This window comes from Pseudomonas sp. 37 R 15 (assembly GCF_900004865.1).
GTDB classification, from domain to species: Bacteria; Pseudomonadota; Gammaproteobacteria; order Pseudomonadales; family Pseudomonadaceae; genus Aquipseudomonas; species Aquipseudomonas fluorescens_AM.
The window spans coordinates 302,894-320,718 of record NZ_CVTV01000056.1; the positions used below are offsets into that span (position 1 = coordinate 302,894).

Annotated in this window: 21 protein-coding genes and 1 pseudogene; 16 read left to right on the plus strand and 6 right to left on the minus strand. The window is 57.8% G+C overall.

What is annotated here, in order from left to right; genetic code table 11:
• Nucleotides 1–533: 533 nt before the first annotated feature.
• Nucleotides 534–2,597, plus strand: coding sequence for a maltose alpha-D-glucosyltransferase (gene treS, locus BFQ04_RS22300; protein WP_065952648.1), 2,064 nt, complete (start codon nt 534–536; stop codon nt 2,595–2,597).
• An 89-nt stretch (nt 2,598–2,686) separates the two neighbouring features.
• On the opposite strand, the gene BFQ04_RS22305 is transcribed toward treS, so the two are convergent.
• Complete coding sequence (locus tag BFQ04_RS22305) at nt 2,687–3,094, minus strand: hypothetical protein (protein ID WP_065952649.1); 408 nt, start codon at nt 3,092–3,094, stop codon at nt 2,687–2,689.
• A gap of 226 nt (nt 3,095–3,320) precedes the next feature.
• On the opposite strand from BFQ04_RS22305, the gene BFQ04_RS22310 reads away from it, so the two are divergent.
• From BFQ04_RS22310 to BFQ04_RS22330, 5 genes are all read left to right on the plus strand, one after another.
• A complete protein-coding gene (locus BFQ04_RS22310; RefSeq protein ID WP_065952650.1) occupies nt 3,321–3,779 on the plus strand; it encodes an Hsp20 family protein in 459 nt (152 codons plus the stop codon).
• A gap of 340 nt (nt 3,780–4,119) precedes the next feature.
• A complete protein-coding gene (locus tag BFQ04_RS22315; RefSeq protein ID WP_065952651.1) occupies nt 4,120–4,335 on the plus strand; it encodes a hypothetical protein in 216 nt (71 codons plus the stop codon).
• A 516-nt stretch (nt 4,336–4,851) separates the two neighbouring features.
• A complete protein-coding gene (locus BFQ04_RS22320) occupies nt 4,852–7,539 on the plus strand; it encodes a phosphoenolpyruvate carboxylase (protein WP_065952652.1) in 2,688 nt (895 codons plus the stop codon).
• A 78-nt stretch (nt 7,540–7,617) separates the two neighbouring features.
• The gene (locus BFQ04_RS22325) at nt 7,618–8,673 is read left to right on the plus strand and encodes an NAD(P)-dependent oxidoreductase (protein WP_065952653.1); all 1,056 of its coding nucleotides are present in this window, start codon (nt 7,618–7,620) and stop codon (nt 8,671–8,673) included.
• A 27-nt stretch (nt 8,674–8,700) separates the two neighbouring features.
• Complete coding sequence (locus tag BFQ04_RS22330) at nt 8,701–9,354, plus strand: RraA family protein (RefSeq protein ID WP_065952654.1); 654 nt, start codon at nt 8,701–8,703, stop codon at nt 9,352–9,354.
• Nucleotides 9,355–9,587: 233 nt separating this feature from the next.
• Here the strand turns inward: BFQ04_RS22330 and BFQ04_RS22335 are convergent, their stop codons facing one another.
• From BFQ04_RS22335 to BFQ04_RS28895, 3 genes are all read right to left on the minus strand, one after another.
• Nucleotides 9,588–10,679 carry a bifunctional transcriptional activator/DNA repair enzyme AdaA gene (locus tag BFQ04_RS22335; RefSeq protein WP_065952655.1) on the minus strand — a complete coding sequence of 364 codons (1,092 nt, stop codon included), beginning with the start codon at nt 10,677–10,679 and terminating at the stop codon, nt 9,588–9,590.
• Nucleotides 10,680–10,777: 98 nt separating this feature from the next.
• Complete coding sequence (locus tag BFQ04_RS22340; protein WP_065952656.1) at nt 10,778–11,599, minus strand: isocitrate lyase/PEP mutase family protein; 822 nt, start codon at nt 11,597–11,599, stop codon at nt 10,778–10,780.
• Nucleotides 11,600–11,689: 90 nt separating this feature from the next.
• On the minus strand, nt 11,690–11,992 hold the full coding sequence (locus BFQ04_RS28895) for an SOS response-associated peptidase family protein (RefSeq protein ID WP_371914534.1): 303 nt from the start codon (nt 11,990–11,992) through the stop codon (nt 11,690–11,692).
• Here BFQ04_RS28895 and BFQ04_RS22345 point away from each other — a divergent pair.
• From BFQ04_RS22345 to BFQ04_RS22365, 5 genes are all read left to right on the plus strand, one after another.
• Nucleotides 11,937–12,458, plus strand: a complete 522-nt coding sequence (locus BFQ04_RS22345; protein ID WP_256544606.1) for a hypothetical protein — start codon at nt 11,937–11,939, stop codon at nt 12,456–12,458. The genes BFQ04_RS28895 and BFQ04_RS22345 overlap by 56 nt on opposite strands.
• Nucleotides 12,459–12,624: 166 nt before the next feature.
• A complete protein-coding gene (gene gvpU / locus BFQ04_RS22350; RefSeq protein WP_083218036.1) occupies nt 12,625–13,113 on the plus strand; it encodes a gas vesicle accessory protein GvpU in 489 nt (162 codons plus the stop codon).
• A 188-nt stretch (nt 13,114–13,301) separates the two neighbouring features.
• Entirely contained in the window at nt 13,302–13,637 is a 336-nt protein-coding gene (locus BFQ04_RS22355; RefSeq protein ID WP_065952657.1) for an MFS transporter, read from the plus strand.
• The gene (locus BFQ04_RS22360) at nt 13,634–13,978 is read left to right on the plus strand and encodes a hypothetical protein (RefSeq protein ID WP_065952658.1); all 345 of its coding nucleotides are present in this window, start codon (nt 13,634–13,636) and stop codon (nt 13,976–13,978) included. The genes BFQ04_RS22355 and BFQ04_RS22360 overlap by 4 nt, the downstream gene beginning before the upstream one ends.
• Nucleotides 13,979–14,026: 48 nt before the next feature.
• Nucleotides 14,027–14,212: a hypothetical protein gene (locus BFQ04_RS22365; RefSeq protein ID WP_065952659.1), complete on the plus strand. Its 186-nt coding sequence runs from the start codon at nt 14,027–14,029 to the stop codon at nt 14,210–14,212.
• Between the two features lie 18 nt (nt 14,213–14,230).
• Here BFQ04_RS22365 and BFQ04_RS22370 read toward each other — a convergent pair whose 3' ends face one another.
• Together BFQ04_RS22370 and BFQ04_RS30130 are read right to left on the minus strand one after the other, a co-directional pair.
• Nucleotides 14,231–14,719, minus strand: coding sequence for a DUF6530 family protein (locus BFQ04_RS22370; protein WP_065952660.1), 489 nt, complete (start codon nt 14,717–14,719; stop codon nt 14,231–14,233).
• 261 nt (nt 14,720–14,980) lie between these two features.
• Nucleotides 14,981–15,250 (minus strand): hypothetical protein, encoded by a 270-nt coding sequence (locus BFQ04_RS30130; protein WP_232790597.1) that lies wholly within the window; start codon nt 15,248–15,250, stop codon nt 14,981–14,983.
• A 14-nt stretch (nt 15,251–15,264) separates the two neighbouring features.
• Between BFQ04_RS30130 and BFQ04_RS22385 the strand changes: the two are divergent.
• From BFQ04_RS22385 to BFQ04_RS22400, 5 genes and pseudogenes are all read left to right on the plus strand, one after another.
• A pseudogene (locus BFQ04_RS22385) lies at nt 15,265–15,522 on the plus strand (putative metallopeptidase); the annotation flags it as partial.
• A 10-nt stretch (nt 15,523–15,532) separates the two neighbouring features.
• Complete coding sequence (locus BFQ04_RS29755) at nt 15,533–15,988, plus strand: hypothetical protein (RefSeq protein WP_232790598.1); 456 nt, start codon at nt 15,533–15,535, stop codon at nt 15,986–15,988.
• Between the two features lie 11 nt (nt 15,989–15,999).
• Nucleotides 16,000–16,338 carry a hypothetical protein gene (locus tag BFQ04_RS29760; protein ID WP_244653360.1) on the plus strand — a complete coding sequence of 113 codons (339 nt, stop codon included), beginning with the start codon at nt 16,000–16,002 and terminating at the stop codon, nt 16,336–16,338.
• A gap of 62 nt (nt 16,339–16,400) precedes the next feature.
• Nucleotides 16,401–17,180, plus strand: coding sequence for a hypothetical protein (locus BFQ04_RS22395; RefSeq protein ID WP_065952663.1), 780 nt, complete (start codon nt 16,401–16,403; stop codon nt 17,178–17,180).
• 163 nt (nt 17,181–17,343) lie between these two features.
• Nucleotides 17,344–17,772, plus strand: coding sequence for an RDD family protein (locus BFQ04_RS22400; RefSeq protein ID WP_065952664.1), 429 nt, complete (start codon nt 17,344–17,346; stop codon nt 17,770–17,772).
• The last annotated feature ends 53 nt before the right edge of the window (nt 17,773–17,825 follow it).

The following is a 17,825-nucleotide window of genomic DNA, read 5'->3' on the forward strand; positions in this document are numbered from 1 at the left end:
TTGGCTGGGCCGGCATTCCGGGCTCTTTTCCAAAAGTGACCCGCTGTAAAAGCGGAACCCATAGCAGCCGTTACCGCAGAAACGGATATGTACCCGGTCCGACCCAACATCCTGGTCGGCCCAGAGGCCGCCATCGGGGGCAAGCCCCCTCCCACATTGGGCCGAGGCGTGTCAGTTGGGTAGCTGCCGGTTGGGAGACCGCCATCGGGGGCAAGCCCCCTCCCACATTGGGCCGAGGCGTGTCAGTTGGGTAGCTGTCGGCTGGGAGGCCGCCATCGGGGGCAAGCCCCCTCCCACATTGGGCCGAGGCGTGTCAGTGAGTAGCTGTCGGCTGGGAGGCCGGCATCGGGGGCAAGCCCCTCCCACATTGGGCCGAGGCGTGTCAGTTGGGTAGCTGTCGGCTGGGAGGCCGCCATCGGGGGCAAACCCCGTCCCACATTTGGCTAATGGATCTGTATCCCGATGCAACGAATTGCCCCCGCCGTCGCTCCTATGCTTACGAATCACCTTCAACGACCACAGGTATCAGGCTTATGACGGCGGCGGACAACGATCATGTGAATTGGCTGGTGCAACAGTCCATGCTGAACGCGGCGCGCCAGCGCGCCAAGCTCTATTCGGGGCAGGGACGGATGTGGCAGCAACCCTTCGCACACACCCGCCCGCGTGACGCTTCAGCCTTGTCATCGGTATGGTTCACGGCGTATCCGGCGTCGATCGTGACCCGCGAAGACGGCACGGTGCTGGAGGCGCTGGGCGACGAAAGCCTATGGCATGCATTGTCGAAAATCGGCATCCAGGGCATTCACAACGGGCCGCTGAAAAAGTCCGGCGGTTTGTCCGGCACTCAACATACGCCGACCATCGACGGCAACTTCGACCGCATCAGCTTCGACATCGACCCGCAACTGGGCACCGAGGCGCAGTTGCAGGCGCTGACACGCATGGCCGCCGCGCACAATGCGGTGATCATCGACGACGTGATTCCGTCCCACACCGGCAAGGGTGCGGATTTTCGTCTGGCGGAAATGGCCTATGAAGACTATCCGGGCCTGTACCACATGGTCGAAATCCGTGAAGAAGACTGGTCGCTGCTGCCGGACGTCGCCGAAGGCCGCGACGCGCAGAACCTCAGCCCGCCGCAGGTGGATGCACTGCGCGACAAGCACTACATCGTCGGCCAATTGCAACGGGTGATTTTCTTCGAGCCCGGCGTCAAGGAAACCGACTGGAGCGCCACGCCCGTGGTGATGGGGGTCGACGGCAAGCCGCGACGCTGGGTGTACCTGCATTACTTCAAGGAAGGGCAGCCGTCGCTGAACTGGCTCGATCCGTCATTCGCCGCCCAGCAGATGATCATCGGCGACGCGCTGCACGCCATCGATGTGATGGGCGCCAAGATCCTGCGCCTGGACGCCAATGGCTTCCTCGGCGTGGAACGCAAGCTCGACGGCAGCGCGTGGTCTGAAAGCCATCCGCTGTCGATCACCGGCAACCAGTTGCTGGGCGGCGCGATTCGCAAGGCCGGTGGTTTCAGCTTCCAGGAACTCAACCTGACCGTCGACGATATCGCCTCCATGTCCCACGGCGGCGCCGACCTGTCCTATGACTTCATCACCCGGCCGGCCTACCAGCATGCGTTGCTGATGGGCGACGCCGAATTCCTGCGCCTGATGCTGCGCCAGATGCACAGCCTCGGCATCGACCCTGGTTCGCTGATCCACGCGCTGCAAAACCACGATGAACTGACCCTGGAACTGGTGCACTTCTGGACCCTGCATGCCCATGACACCTTTCTGTTCCAGGGCCAGACCTTTCCCGGCAATATCCTGCGCGAGCATATCCGCGAGCAGATGTACGAACGCCTGACCGGCGAGCACGCGCCGTATAACCTCAAGTTCGTCACCAATGGCGTGTCCTGCACCACCGCCAGCATCATCACCGCAGCCCTCGGCATTCGCGACCTGGACGCGATCACCGCGGCCGACGTGCAGCAGATTCGCCAGATCCATTTGCTGCTGGTGATGTACAACGCCATGCAGCCAGGGGTGTTTGCGCTGTCCGGTTGGGACCTGGTGGGCGCCTTGCCATTGGCGGCCGAAGAGGTCGGGCATTTGATGGCCGATGGCGACACGCGCTGGATTCATCGCGGCGCCTACGACCTGGTCGACCTCAACCCCGACGCCGAATTGTCGGCCGGGCAGATGCCGCGCTCCAGAAGCCTGTACGGCAGCTTGAACAGCCAATTGCAGGACCCGGATTCATTCGGCTCACAGTTGCAGAAAATCCTCGGCGTGCGCCGCGCCTACGACATTGCCGCCAGTCGCCAGATCCTGATTCCGGACGTCGAGCACCCGGGCCTGCTGGTCATGGTGCATGAGTTGCCGGCAGGCAAGGGCACGCAGATCACTGCGCTGAACTTCGGCGCCACGCCGATCACCGAATCCCTGCACTTGCCCAACATCGCACCTGGGCCGGTGGTGGACATCATCAATGAGCGTGTGGAAGGGGATCTGACGGAGGAGGGCACGTTCACCATTACGCTGGATGCCTATGAAGGGCTGGCCTTGCGGGTGGTGAGCAGTACGCCGATGTAACGGGAGTGACAGTCTCTTACACGCCGGGTTGAAGGACCTTTCAAGGTCGTTCAACCCGGCGTGTGTGCTGTCGGGACAGCGTCAGAGGATCAGCGGTGCTTGTTCTTGTGCTTATGCTTGTTGCCTTTGTGTTTCCCGCCGTCATCCCCCAGGTTGTTGCCCACCGCGCCACCGGCGGCACCGCCCAAGCCTGCGCCGATGGCCGAACCGGTGCTGCCGCCCAGGTGATTGCCGATCACTGAACCACCCGCAGCGCCAACTCCGCCGCCCAGTGCCGCTTCCGCTCGATTGCCTTTGCGCGCGCCCACCGCGCCGCCGGTCGCACCCCCTACGCCAGCGCCGATGGCCGCACCGGTGGAGCCACCGAGCTGCCCACCCACGACATTGCCCAGTACGCCGCCGACCCCGCCGCCCAGAGCAGCGGTGCCATCTCCGGCGGCCGAGGCGCCTTGGGAGATCAGGATGCCCAATGCCAGGGCTGGTAAAGTCATTTTCATTTTTCTTGTACCTCAAGGGCTGTCTCAGGCGCTCACGGGGTAAAGCACGCCTGTGTTGAGATTAGAGCACAAGCGCGAGCCCCGCCGTTCCTGCGATAGCGATATCAGCCAAGAAAATTTTTTTTCGCCCCTTGAAATCCCTTTGAGCGTCCATAAATTTTTGATCACGCGATGCCGAATGCGGGTCGCGTCCTAAATCACTTGGAGAAACTCAGGAGATTTTAAAATGGCTACTACCCTTTCGTTGGCCCCACTGTTCCGTCAATCGGTGGGCTTTGATCGCTTCAACGACCTGTTCGAGTCGGCGCTGCGCAGCGAGGCTCCGAATTCCTATCCACCTCACAACGTGGAAAAGCACGGTGATGACGCCTACCGGATTGTCATCGCAGTGGCTGGCCTGACCGAGGAGGATCTGGATATCCAGGTCGAAAGAGGCGTATTGACGGTTTCCGGCGGCAAACGCGAAACCGACGAGAAGGTCGCTTACCTGCACCAGGGCATCGCCCAGCGTGCTTTCCGGTTGTCGTTCCGCCTGGCGGACCACATCGAAGTGCGCGGCGCGGCCTTGAACAACGGGCTGCTGAGCATCGACCTGCTGCGCGAGGTGCCTGAAGAGGCCAAACCCAAGCGCATCATGATCGGTGGCGAGGCCAAGCCCGAGCTGCGTCAGGTCAGTGTGCAGTAAGGCAATCGGCGGTAGAAAGGCGCTCTTCGGAGCGCCTTTTTTGTGTGCGCGCAGCGTCGCAGCCACAAGGTCGCGGCCTGCGCGACCATTCATTTTGAACTGCCCGCACCGCAGCGTGCCGAAACTCTACAACCTGGAGGAATCAGCCATGACCGAAGAAAAGCGCAAGCAACCCGAAGAGCAAACGCCGGCGCACTCCACCGAAGAGGAGCGTGAGCGACTCAAGGATTTCAACAAGGACGGTATCCCGCCGGGCGCGTGCTGAAAGGCACTCGCACGTTCTGTTTGAACAGCCCACTCAGCCCTGTGCGCAACCGCGCTAGTGAAATAGAGGTGATTTATGGTCGATGACAATAACGGTCCCGCAGCGCCCTATCCCGGACCGCAAAAGCAAGTGCCCGACCTGGGCGAAGGTCATGCGTCAGGCCTGGACCAGGCTGAGTCCGAGCCCAAGCAAGGCACAGGCGAGAAGCCGGAAGATTGGAACCCACCGCCTGGCAATCCCGGATCGGATCAGGACGCCCAGACCGACCGTAACAATGGCGGTGCGAAGTAGTTCGTCGCACAGCATGAACTGACAAAACCCGGCCAAGCGCCGGGTTTTTCGTTTGCAGGCAGCAAGGATGTCTGCTCCCTGAGTAGGAAATGGTGTTCATGAAGAATTATTTAGGTTGCGCCCGCAGGTGATTCCTACTCGATATCCCCCTCGGCTCAGCCGGTTTTCGTGACTGCAGATTAATGCCAAATAATCAGCACGTTAGAAAATATGCAGGCAGTTAACCGGACTTCAGTGCCGTGATTTTTATTAGCTTCCTATCTTTGTTTTCAAGTTGGCTATTCCAAAAAGGTCTTTTGTGGAGAAATCCAAGCCATGTTTTATTGCGGGCGGATGTAACAAATTGTTTCAATTTTCTGCCGTTTTTCGGTACCGACAAGGGGGCTTTCTGTCGGCGAACAGGTGAGTTCCGTTCGTTCCGACGCTGTGGGTTGAGCCTGGGACATTGATGATTTTGCGTGTGTCTGTCCGGCGCACTGCAAACAAGGGATTTGACAATTATCGAGGCTTGAACCCATGAATCATGTGATCAACTCCATACTGGAAAATGCATCAACTCGCCCCTCAATCGGCCATACCAACCCCGCGTTGCTGCACGACGTTCTATGGCGAGCACTGGAGCACGCACTCAAGGCCAACACGGACGATGCCTCCCAAACCCCGCACACCCGCGCCTGCCTGAGGATCTACGCTGAAATCGATACGCTGGCGTATCTGGACAAGGCAGATTCGAAATTGGCCGCTGCCCTGGGCAAGGCGTTCTTTGAATCGCGCTCCAGCAAAGACGTCGAGGCGTTCTGGAAGTTGTTGCTGATCAAGCAACTGCTGTTCGAAGTGTCGGTCAGGAGTGTGGCGACCCAGATTGCTTCACAAGCCAGCCTGCCTCGTCAGTTGCTCACGCTCGATCCGCAGTTGATTGCAGCGCCGTCGGGGGTAAATATCAGCCTGGGCGTGCTGTGCAAAGAGACCGACCAGCTCAAGCATTCCGTTGTGCTGGTCCTGCAGAAACTGGCACAGCACATCGAGGACCGTGGCCTCAAAAAGCCTCAAGTTACTTCGCAGATCCTGCTGGAGCTGTACAACGCTGTGTGGTCGGGCAGCAATGGCACCGATATCGAGTCACAGCTTTTTTACGCCGACAGTGTGTATGACGCGTTGCCCGACGTGCATCACGCCCTGGGCCTGGCGCCGCAGGCAAAATGGCTGACGTTGTTCACCTGGTTATACGGCGACAAGGATGGGCGCCCCTATGACACCAACCAGCACACCGAAACCCTGGTGCTGGCGCTGGAAACGGCGCTGCGCAATCGCTACATCGCTGATATCGACGGCCTGATCAAGGACGGCGGCGCACGGCATCGCCTTGAAGAGATCCGTGCACGCCTTGGCACGGATCATCCCGAGCATTTCGAGCAACCGGCCGAACTGATCGATGCACTGAGCAGCATCCGTTTTACCCAGCCGGCCGCCATCGACCGTCTGCTGCTGCGGGTGCACGCGTTTGGCTTTCACTATCTGGATATCGAGTTTCGTGAAAACGCTGAGATGTTCAGCAGCGTGGTCGATGAGATTCTGTCCAGCCAGTGGCTGGAAACCATCGGCCTGGGTCAGGGCCGGCACTATCACGAACTGGATGAGCGTGCGCGTCAGGCCGCGCTTGAGGTCGCGCTGGATGGCGGAACGGCCCAGCCGCCCGCTGCCTTGTGGCAAGCGTATCTGCAACGCACCACGCCGCTTTACACCCGCAAAGTCGAGCAATACGCCGGCCAGGATTACATTGCGCTGATGGAGCAGGACCCGAGCTATATCCGCATGCACGATGCGCGCAACGCGGTGGAGCGGTTTGAAATGATCGACCGTTATCGCGACCGCATGAAAATCCACGGGATCGCCGAGTACACCTCGGCCCTCAGCGCGCTGGAGGTGCTGTTCCTGATGAAAGCGGCCCAGGTTCGGGACGGGATCGACATCGCCCTGCAACCCGAAGACCTGGCAGGTGCCGAGCGCACGCTGGCCACGGTGCATGAGGTGTACGAAAACCCGGTGTACCGCCAGCACCTGGCAACGCGCGGCAACCGCCAATACATCACGTTCGGCCCCAGCGACACCGGCAAGCAGGGCGGCAAGGCCATGCACAAGCTGAACATGGCGATTGCCAACCAGCACAAGCTGATTGCGGCCCGCTACGGCATCGAGGTGGTCGTCCACGTCATCATGGGCGGGGAACACGCACGCTGTAACGGGGTGATCGCCGAGACCTTGCAGGAGTTCGGCGCGCTGGAGGGCCCGGAAACCCGGTTCATGCTGGCCGGCTGCGCGGAGATGCGCGCGCATCTGCTGAGCCGCAACCAGTCCGTCAACTTTCTCAGCCAGCTGTACCGGATGCACGCCGAGCCCCTGCCGCAACCGTCCGAGGCGGTCATTGCCGGCAGGATTCAACGTTGGGGGGAGGTGGTGCGCCGCTACCAGGCGACATTCTTCGAACACCCGGCGCTGCCTTCCCTGCTGCGCGACCTGGCGCGATTCGATGTGGTCAGGGCCACCGCCAAGGGCACCCGGCCGCCTTCTCGGATCTTCAACATCAAGGTGTTCGAGTCGCGTCCCGATGCCATTCGTGCGATTCCCTGGACCCGCGCCTTGCTGGCCGGTGGGTTGCACAGCGAACTGATCGGCGTCGGGCAGTTCGCGCAGGAGCCGGCAACGCAGCTGTCGAAGGCTTTCAACGAGGATGAGAGCTTTCACACCTACGTCAAAGGCATGGCCTACGCCATTGCACGAACCGACCTCAAATGCGCCTGGCTGACTCTGACCGGCAGCATCCCGGAAAAGGCCCACATCCAGGCGCTGGCGCACGCCCTTAAGACCGAAGCCGTCGGCACCGCCGAACAGTTGCTGGCCAGCCTGCACCTGGAAGTGATTGAAGGTAAGCGCTTCGTGTACAAAGCCACCACCGGCACCGAGCCGGCGGACCCGTGGAAAATCAAGGAAGGCAGCCTGCTCAACCTGTGGCCCAGCCTCAAGGCCGAGGTCTACCGCAAGGAAAAGAACCTGCGAATCTACCGGTTGTTTCTGATCTACGCCAAAAGCAATCCCGCGTTCATCCAGTCGTCATCGCTGAATGATTTCTATAGCGGGTTCCTCGCGGCCGTGAGTACCGACGCAGGCCTGGTCGATCCTACAAGTGCCCACCATTTCACCTGGTGATCAACCCCGATGGTTAACCCCGATGCCTGGGGCAACCCGGGTATCGGCAGGCGCTACCCTCCCAAGAGGATCCACTGTATGCCATTGACCACCCTGATACTGGATGCCCCCGGGCCGCCGTTACTGTTTGAGGAAGTCGATCGCTTTCTCGAACTGGGCCTGGCCGTCACCCTCAACCTGCACTATTTCGCCGACAAAGAGCACATTCAGCAGCACTACGGCACGCGCATTGACTATGCCGAGATCAACTGCCATGACGAGCCGGCCTTTATTGCCGCCGTAAGTCGGGCAGGGGGCTACAGCGTGTTCAAGACGCGCCTGAACATCCCCTTGGGCGCCGGCCTGATCCGCGCCGCCGCCTCGTCCGCTCTGGCCACCCCACTGCGCGCCATTGCCCAGGCCGGCACGGGGGTCAATCATATTGATCGGTTGGCGTGCGAGCAGTGGGACGTGGCGATACTCAATACGCCGGGTTCCAACGCGGTCGCTGTTGCCGAATACGTCGTCGCCCAGGCGCTGTTTCTGTCGCGCGACCTGGATGACTACAACGCCGCAACGCACAACGGCCACTGGGCAAAAGGCACCTTGGCACCGGCCCCCGAATACGCCGAACTGACGCTTGGTCTGGTAGGCACCGGCAGCATCGCCCGGCAGGTGGCGCACAAGGCAGCGGCACTGGGCATCAAGGTGATCGCCACCGGATCCGAGCGTTTTACCGAACCGGTGGCGCGCAGCCTTGGGCTTGAACGACGGGCAGGGCTTGAACAGTTACTGGCCGAGGCGGACATCGTCTCGCTCCACGTACCGCTCACCCCGCAGACCCGAGGCTTGTTCGGCACTGCCCAGTTCCGCCAGATGCGCCAGGGATCCATCCTCATCAATACCGCGCGCGGCGGGATCGTCGACGAGCAGCAGTTGGCCGCCTTCATGCGCCAGTTTCCCAGGCATATCAAAGCGGTGGCCATCGATACCTTTACCCTGGAGAAAGACCGCTTCGACTCGCCATTGACCACAATTGCCAATGCGCAATTGACGCCGCATATCGCCGGCAATACCACCACGGCAATCCGGACAGCATCACGCCAGATCGTCGACAAGATCCACGCATTCAGTGTCGCCACCACCGCGCGTTAACCCACAGGACACAAGGAAGGCCCCATCATGCAAACCTCTATTTTTACCCGCCTCGACGCCCTGAGCTGTACCGACCTCAGCGATGCGATGGACCGCCTCGGCATCGTTTGCCAATGCACCGACATCATGCCCCTGGACCGCACGTTCAAGCTCACGGGCAAAGCCTGGACCCTGCGCTACGGCCCTATTGGTCAGGACGGCGGCTCGGTCGGCGATTACATTGATGACCTCGAAGCCGGCCAGGTGGTGGTGATCGACAACCAGGGGCGGCAGGACACCACCGTGTGGGGAGATTTGCTGACCTCTACCGCCTCGCGCAAACACCTGGCGGGCACGGTGATTGACGGCATCTGCCGCGATGTTGACCGTGCGTTGGAACTCGACTACCCGATCTTCTCCCGAGGCAACTGGATGCGCACCGGCAAGGACCGCGTGCGTGTCGAAGCCATCCAGGCGCCCGTGACGCTGGGCGGCGTCAGGGTACAACCGGATGACTGGTTGCGCGGTGATGGTGATGGCCTGGTGGTGATTCCCGCCGGTTCACTGAGCCAGGTGCTGGCCGTGGCCGAAGAAATCCACCAGGCCGAAGAGCATATTCGTGCGGCTATCGAAGCGGGCGTACCGCTACGCCAAGCCCGCGCCGATTACGGCTACCACGCCTTGCAGACGCCGCGCCGCTGATTGAGCACCAACAGAAGCCGCAGTGGGTGCGGCTTCTGTGTTCACAGAGGGGCCGCAGTACTTGGTTGACATCCAACAACCCGGTCGAGAACTTGATCCGGCCGTGAGCGCTTGGGCGGTCGAACGGGTTGTTTGCTGGGTCGCTGCGCAGCGGCAGACGGGCGGCGGCGATCATGAGCTTGATCCAGTCTGCGCGGATCAGTTGTTGTGTCTGCGCCTGTCAGGCTTGGCAACTAATTCAACAGGAATTCGTTCTGTTGCGTCATTTGCAAAGCAGTCTTCTCCAAACGCAGTAAAAATTCTTTCCGTGGCTGGCCTCCGCCATATCCGGCGAGTGCACCATTTGTCGCTATGACACGGTGACAGGGCACAACAATAGATAAGCGATTGTGTCCATTTGCATTGCCCACCGCTTGGCTTGCACCTGGCTTACCGACGGCCCTGGCGATGGCACCGTAGGTTGAAACGGTTCCATAGTCGATTTTCAGAAGCTCTGCCCACACACGTCTGTCAAACGAGCTGCCTGGCATATGGAGCGGTACTGAAAACCTTTTCAGCTTTCCATCAAAATAAAGTTTTAGTTGAACTTCGATCTGCTTGATGTAGGGATGCTCGCCAGGCGCAATTGAATACCCATGACGCCCACGCAGTTCGTTTAATTCAGCGGTCAGGGCCGGGCGGTCAAGAAATTCGAGGAGTACCAAACCTCGTTCCTCTGCCATGGCAATCATTGGGCCCAACGGTGTCGTCAGATGGCGATAAAGCAGGAGCGACGTCTCAGCTGCCTTGCCGGGGGGCATTTGAAATGTTTTTTTGAAAGCATCTCTAAAGCCACTCAATGACTCGTATCCTGAGTCAAATGCTGTGTTATCCAGCGTTTCGCCCGAGGAAATCCGGCCTAGGGCGATACCGAGCCTTCTAGAACGCATCCATGCATGAAAAGTCATGCCAAAATTTTGTTTGAACCACCTGCGTAAGCGTAACGGATCGATACCACGCGTCGTTAGTTCGGCATCACTCCAGCGAGCGTCAGGTGATGCGGATACAGAGGCCAGTAGCCCCTTGACCCAATCTGGCGCGCAAGCCGCGAGGTCCAATGGCTTGCATCGTAAGCAAGGCCGATAACCTGCTGCCATCGCTTCGTTTGCCTGCGAAAAAAACTCTACATTCTCGGGCTTTGGCTTACGCGCACCACACGTAGGGCGGCAAAAAATACCTGTAGTTTTGACAGCAGTGAAAAAAACCCCCTCATAGGCGGTGTCGCTGCATAGCATCGCATTCACCATCTCGCTTCTGGGCGGGAGAGCGTGATTGTAAGATCTCATAGACCGTAGCCTCGTCCTCGAATGGGTGTGAAAATCGCTTTAGAGGTGCGGGGAACTGCGGCGATTTTCATGCGGATCACAGATTAATAGAGCGAAGATTACTTTTCGCTGAGGTGTTTTTTTGCGGTCATAAGGCTATTCAGGTCGCTGTAGGTATATGCGTCCAATGGATACTCGAAAAGCTTTCCCGTTCGCAAGAAGCTCTTGGCTATCGCCTTGTTGGCGCCGTATAAGAATTCAGCAATGCTGGAACCGGCGCTCAGCCGTTTGACGCCTAGACTCGTCAATTCATCCATGCCAGGTTGCCCGTTCCAGGCAAGGAGGTTGACGGGTAGCCGCGTTGCCTCGCACAGTGTAGCAATGGCGTTTTCCTCAACCATTCCAGCTGCAAAAATGCCGTCTGCACCTGCTTGCTCAAACAGTGATGCACGCAAGAGGGTCTCTGCCAATTGTCGCGCGGGTTCTACCAAACATCTCAGATAAACGTCAGTTCGTACGTTCACGAACAGGTCGACTCCATGCTTGTTGGCTACGTTCTTTGCCACTTCGATTTTTCGCAAAATCAGATCGGTGCTGCCTGTTCCGTCCTCAATGTTGATTCCAACGGCTCCAGCCCTGACGACGCAGTCAATAACTTTAGCAACCGACTCAAGGTCGTCGGAATAGCCCCCTTCGACATCGACCGTGAGGGGGACTGTGAGCACTCGAACCATTGACTCAACTGTAGTAGTCAGCAGTTTCAGGGGAAGTTGATTGCCATCCTGGTATCCATGCGCCCAAGCAACGGCGGCGCTGCTGGTCGCGACTGCCTTACTTCCTACGCTCTCGACGATACGTGCGCTGCCGGCATCGCTCACGTTGGCGAGTACCAACACATTATCTTGGTGAAGGTTGCGGAAAACCGCACTTAGTGGCGTCATTCAGTGGTACCCCGGTGAGAGAAGACAGATGCAGATCGCGCTATCGTAAGCTGACTAAACCGACGTCTCCACCGAGAAATCGACAGTGATTTAGAGCTGGCGAATAGAGTTTTTGCGGGCTAGGGAGGGCTGCTTCTTGGGGCCGCCTTCATCTACCCACTCAAACCCGTTGTCGATGGGCGTGATTGCCCGATGTGGCCAGATCGCCCGGAAGAAGGGGTTGTGGGCGACCTTCTCTACGCGCGCGTTGATCGGGGCGGCGCGGTCGTTGGCCCAGTGCGTTCGCCATCCCGGCGAACCGGGTCGGCGCGGAGCAGCTCGCCTTGCAGGTGCACAATTGCAACAGCGGTCGTCGGCGCATCGTTGTAACGCGCTATCGCGCTCGTCGCTCACGGCGTTCGCCAGAGCATGTGCCAAGCAGAAGGGGGAGATCGTCGGCAAGGAGGCTGCGCTGCTTCAGGATTGCTGGGTCTTCGGCCGGCGGCACAAAGCGCTCACTCCGGCGCACTGGCGCGCGTTAGTGGCGAAGTACTCCACTCATGAAGAGCGCAAGCACGGCGCCATTATGGAACTTCTGAATTCGGTGAAGACACCAGCGCCGAAGCGCTTTAGGGAATGCGCCGTGCTGACCTGGGCCATTCCTCAGGTTGCCGGCGCCGATGGCAAGCGTTCCGCCGCGGTGCTGCCAGCGGCATGGTACGACATCACCAATTGGGACAATGACGGCAAGCCAGAATCGACCCGGTACCGGTGGCGCTCAACTATCCGCAAGGCGCTCGACGACCGGGTGAACGAGGCGCTAACTGCCGCTCAGGAACTACTTGATGCGCAAGGGCTAATCGAAAGTTGTGCCGCTTAGCAAAAAGCCTTTGCAACGAATGAGAAAATGAGAGAATATTTATTCATCCTGTCGATCTTGCGCGTTAGGGATCTACACTTAAAGCCCGGCACACACGCTGGGCTTTTTTGTGGGTGCCAAGTTGATGTATAGATGAGACTCAGTTTCCAGCCGGATGGAGTCTCTAATGCAAGAATCTCAAGATCAGACCAAAACTGTCGTAGAGGAATTGGATTTACTCAACGATAAAGCTTTCACAAAAACACAATGGGAAGGGCGCCAGACTGATTGGCTATTGCAGTGGCTCGTAAGAAGCTCTAATCAAGCATCATTAAGCATTGGCGTCACTTTATCAGTTGGTGGATCAGTAATATCGGGCAAACTGATCCCCCACGCAGTGTATTTTGAGAGGCTTGCCGAAAGCTTTTCGGCTCCCTTCCGGGAAAAAGGTGATCACAATGCAGATGCCATCCAAGACATAATTCTTGGTTTCAATGTGACCCCCGAATCTGAGTCTTCAGAGGAGGACGCACCCTTCCAGTTCCTTCATCTTGAAAATGCTAGAACTTACTTGGGTACATCGTCACCAATTCCTGGCGAGCCAGGTGCGCTTTGGCGCGGGAAAATTTCGTCAGTAGACGGATTTACGCTTGGAACGATTAGTAATAACGATTAAGCCGTACTGATATGAGTGACGACACTTAAGTATTTTGCTTAATTTCGCGCAGCTTAACTGCGCAATATTAAAGGCCCCGTCATCGTGCGGGGCCTTTTCGTTTTCGGCTCCACCACACCCATTGCTCCGAGCTGGGAGTGCTGTATGAGCCGATTCAATTCCCAAACATGCCCCACGGAGTCGAGCGCATGGAGTATCTAGAACGCCTGCTCGACAAGATCGACAGGTTCGAATTGTTGATTGCGGGCCTGATTGGGGCTGTTGTTGCCAGTGGGTGGCACAAGGATGACTTGTCCGACTGGTGCGCCTGGATGGTGTTCTTGATCACGGGGGTGGCCTGCTCGCTGTACCTGACGAGCATGGTCAGCGCCTACCTGAATGTCACTGAGACCAAGATCGTCGCGGGGATTGGTTTCCTCCTGGGCACGTTCGGCGGTTCTCTCCTGGCAGCAATCAACCGAGCCATCAAAGCCGCTGACCTCTGGGCGCTCATCCGCCAGCGGTTCGGGGGAGGCAACCCATGAATCTTGAATTGATCAACTCCATCACCTGCGGCCTTATCGCGCTGTGGGCCACCTGGTGCGTACTGAGCGGTAAGGTGAGGGACGGCATTCTTGGGAAGCTGATCTACACCACGATCGCCATCACTGGTTTCGTTGTGTCGGTGCGCAGTCAGAATATATTCTTCGGCCCGACCACTGCGGGTCTGACGTTGTATGTCTCCCTGGCCCTGGCCGGCGCCCGCCACATCTTCATGGTCACGTACTGGCAGCGTGTGGAGGTCTGGCTGTGCCGGACGCTGAACTCCGAGCAGTGTATGAGGTGCCCGAAGGCGCCTGAAGGTATCGACCGGCGGAAGCAGTAATTCGCGCCACGTTTTCGAATGCGCCAAGTCGTGGCGCGAGGTTCTCAGATGAGCAACGTAACCCGCTCGCGACAAGCGCTGTCGTTGAGCCGGGACATCAACAACATCCTGGCCGAACTGGATAGCTCCATCGCCAAGACAATCGACGCGGCCAGGTCTGCCGTGCTGCCTCAAGGGCTGATCGTTGCCGAATTGCACGGGCACGCCCCCACACACAAACCCACATCATTTTGAGTTGAATACATCAGGGGATCAGAGTTTTCCTTGAGCCTTGAGACTGTTGAGCATCTGATAAAGCTTATTGAATCGACCTCTCAGGGCCTTTTCGTGATCACTCAAGAATTTGTCGAACTGGTCTTTGTCTTGATCTGCAACTGGTTCCTCCTCTATCCGAAATCCTTCGGGCTGATTGGTGAAAAGGCTTCGCTCAATTTCGACACTTTGCTCATCACGATCGAGGAGAACCTTAGCCAGAAATATTGACGAGTCGATTACCCTGTGCAGCGGTAGCTCTTCGGACTGGCGGGACCATTGATCCTTGTAGCGCATGATCTTTAGTGAAACCTCATTAGCGCACCACTGTGAAATCCCTATTGAAAGGTACCTAGTGTCGGTCTCGCCGTTGCGCCAGCCATCGAACTGCTTGTACGGCATGGCATATATGGGTTGGTGGTCGAGATGCTTAGGTAGGGATGGCGAAACGGCGTAGTTTTGTTTTGCGGCAAACTCTTCAATTGGCATAAGGAACGAACCTTGTTGTGTCGAGGGGGGTGGCTTGCCGCAGATTAGCGCGGCACTTGTCCTATAGGTCTTCGATGCCTGTCAGCTCTCTCTTGTGCTTACGGTCCAAGTCAATGAAGTAATCCGAGGGTTCTTGCGTTGTAAGTGTGACGTATCGCTCCGACTCTTCACGGCTCAAGCCCTTAAAGACTTCATTGCCGTCAGCACCAGTGTCTAGAGCGTTTTGCAGGCTCAGTATTTTCCTGTTCCACCCATCAATATTTAGCATTCGCTTGCCCTGTTTAGTTTGTCGCAGGCCGCCATGGCTTCGTCCTTAGTGAGATAAGGACCGCCAATGTAGTCGCCGTCTGCGAGCGAATCTTCAACTCGAAAACAGGACTGTTGGATTGGCTTGCTTGGAGGGGATTGGCCAAGCTCAAGCGCGAACATTTCAGAGTGCGGCACGTTTACGACGCTGTATCGGCTCGACATGGAGCATTCCTTGCTGATGAGTTGATCCTTACCAATACCGGCAACCAGCCACCATTTCAAGCTGAAGGTGCTTCATGGACAGGCCATTCCCTCCATCGTCACTGCTTGAGCTGTCCGACCTCCCCGAGTTCGGCATCCGCCTGACACCAGCGCCTGAGGTTTGGAACTGGCTCCAGTCCGAGATCCTCATCGGCATCGGCAGCATCCACAACGAAGACCATGCCCATCTACTGGATGCAGACATCCGGGTCATGTGGGCATCGTCGAGCTTCGCCAAGCAGGGCCGCACAGTCCTGGGCCAGGCCGAGCAGGTAGCGTTCCGCGCTGGCGGATGAGTGCGCCGTGAAGCGCAACGAGCGCAACCTGCCCAAACCGAGCGGCATGGTTGAGGCTGAAAAGCTCGACGGCGCCGGCAACAAGTACCTGTACGAGAACTACACGAACCGGGCTCAGTACGAGCATTGGGTGCGTGACTCGTTGCGTTCAATGATGGGCCTGGTCTCGCGGCTTATACCTGAGATCGAACTACCTGCCGGCCTGAAAGGGCTGGAAGACAACGCCACTGCCGACGGCTTCGGCCTGAAGCAGTTGTTCTTCCGCATGGTGCGCCAAGCAATTTCCCACGGCCGGGTGCCGCTGGTGGTGAATATTGACGAGAGGCGCGTAAAACACGCCAGAACGACCAGCACGCCACGTTGCACAGCATCGTCATCACGGTGGCTGAGGCGGTCGAGCAGGGCTTGCGGTACGCAGCCGAGTGGAAGGGCTACGACCCCAAGCAGGTCAAGTTCAAGGTGAATCCTGAGTTTGTGACCCCTGTAGTTGACGCCCAGGTTCTCGCCGAGCTGCTTAAGGGCGTGATGGCCGGCACGATCAGCGCCGACACCTACTGGCAATACCTCACGCTGTCCGAGACGTTCGTGCCCTTTGAGCTTGAGTGGGGCCAGGTACGGCTGGCGGTGGAGCTTTACGCCGCAGAGCAGGGCTTCCAGATTCAGGAGCCGACACATTGCAATGAGCCGAATGGCCGGCGCACGCGGCTCAACCGGGATACGCCAGGCCTGCGAATGCGCCCGCCGCCATACGCGCCAAGCAGGACGCAGTTCGCCGATCACCTGGTGATGCGCGGGCTTCAACTCGTTCGATAAGTCATCGTTGAGCTCCCTACCATCTGCTGATATAAGGCTCCCTTTTTAAAGGGAGCGGAACAATGAATTGGATGCTTGGAGTGATTCTGCTGGTTGCGTGCGTCACGAGTGCAAGTCTCGGACTTACAGCTGGGATCAATTTGAATCCGGCGTCTACTGTCACGTACGTTTGGGATTGGAGTGCTGCAGGTGGATGGGTTTCAGGTATTGGAACCCTATTGGCTGTTATTGTCACGCTGTGGCAAGTTCGACGCCAGCAGGAGCGGGAGAAGCCCAGCGTAAAAGCGCAGCAAGACTTTGAGCTTGAGGCTAACTCTCTTTCAGTAGCACTCGTATCTACCGGCCTGGTGCCGTCAACCATCCTGAGCGCGCATCTCTCCTATAACGGAGGGGGAGCGCGGATAGATTTTTCTCATCATTGCCCCCATAGCACTGTCTACCCGCAACGTCTTGATCGAGGCGAGGTGATGAGCCTTTTATCGCTGAAAGATGTCAATTTCTACATGTTGGGTAGAAGCATCGTTGACCCGATCGTGGGCGCCTTAGAGGCTAAGGGCGAGCGGCCGGCAGTTCATGGCGTGGGGCTAAACCAAAAGTTTTTCGATGAGCTGAACTCAATATCCTCACGTGGCGCCACTCTGATTGTAAAAACGGCTTACGGGGTAGAGGAGTTCCCTTTTTCTCAGGATGCACTACGTGCGCTTCTCAAATATGCGATTGACGACGAGCTCATTCTGGCGAAACAACAACTTGAAAGTTGGAGCAGAGAGGACCGCAAGCTCTCCAAGATGCTTGCGGAAGAGCTGCAAAGGTGTCAAAGAAACGAAGACAAATCTGAATGACCCTTTAGGGGGGGTTAATAGACCAACTATAGAACCTTTGAGCACTGGTCGGGTGGTGCGGTTGAAATGGTAGATGTACCAGGCAAGTGAGCAATTGCCCGGCCTCGCACTGGGCTTTTGCATCTGTGAATATTGAAATCAGATACCATTGGAGCGGAAACGCATGGAAGTGAGCACCATTCAAAATGAGTACCGAAAGCCAGACAACCTAGCCGGACTGGGGCGTCGGCTTGGAGGGCAGTGGATTGACTCGTTAATTAGTGTCTTTATGCTATTTTTCGTCGGGCGCGCGGCTGAGTTTCTTGGTTTTTCTCCAGATGTGGTCGCGATCTTAGCGTTCGGCTCTGCTGCGGCGTATTACCTGTTCTCCGACGCAATGCCCAACGGTCAAAGCGTGGGTAAAAAACTGTTGGGGATGTCAGTAATTGACGAGCGCAGCCACCTTAATTGCAATCTATATCAATCCTTCATGCGAAACATCACTACGCCTATTCTGAGCATTTTTGACTGGATATTTATCTTCTTTGGTTCACGGAAGCGCTTAGGAGACATGCTCGCATCCACCATAGTAGTCCGATTTAAGCAGCTGTAACTATTGTAGGTCTGCCAAACCAAAGAGGGAACGACATGCGCGTGGTGTTGCAT